This is a genomic window from Autumnicola edwardsiae, assembly GCF_031846505.1.
GTDB lineage: Bacteria > Bacteroidota > Bacteroidia > Flavobacteriales > Flavobacteriaceae > Autumnicola > Autumnicola edwardsiae.
Window position 1 is genome coordinate 1 of sequence record NZ_JAVRHP010000340.1, and the last position, 299, is coordinate 299.

Annotated in this window: 1 protein-coding gene; it reads right to left on the bottom strand. The window is 44.1% G+C overall.

What is annotated here, in order from left to right:
- On the bottom strand, positions 1-294 hold a 294-nt coding region (locus RM529_RS17925; RefSeq protein WP_311486085.1), incomplete at its 3' end, for a cation transporter.
- Between the last annotated feature and the right edge of the window lie 5 nt (positions 295-299).

A 299-nucleotide genomic window follows, 5' to 3' on the forward strand; every position in this document is an offset into this window, starting at 1 on the left:
TGCCTCAACATGGGAACGGCAGCCGTTGCAGGTCATTCCGGTTATTTTATAGGTATGTTTCATCAGGTTTTCGCCTTCTTTTTCTTCCGAAGAAAATTCTGAAGGAATAGAAATCTGATAATTCCCGCCTGCTCCTTGTAATGCATGCTGAAAATTGCCAATTTTGATATGCCGCTGCATTTCGATCTCCGCTTCTGCTTTTTCCAGGTCTACTGAAGCATTCGTAACACCTTCAACTTTGCTCAAAGCTGCCTCAACATGAGAACGGCAGCCGTTGCAGGTCATTCCGGTGATTTTAT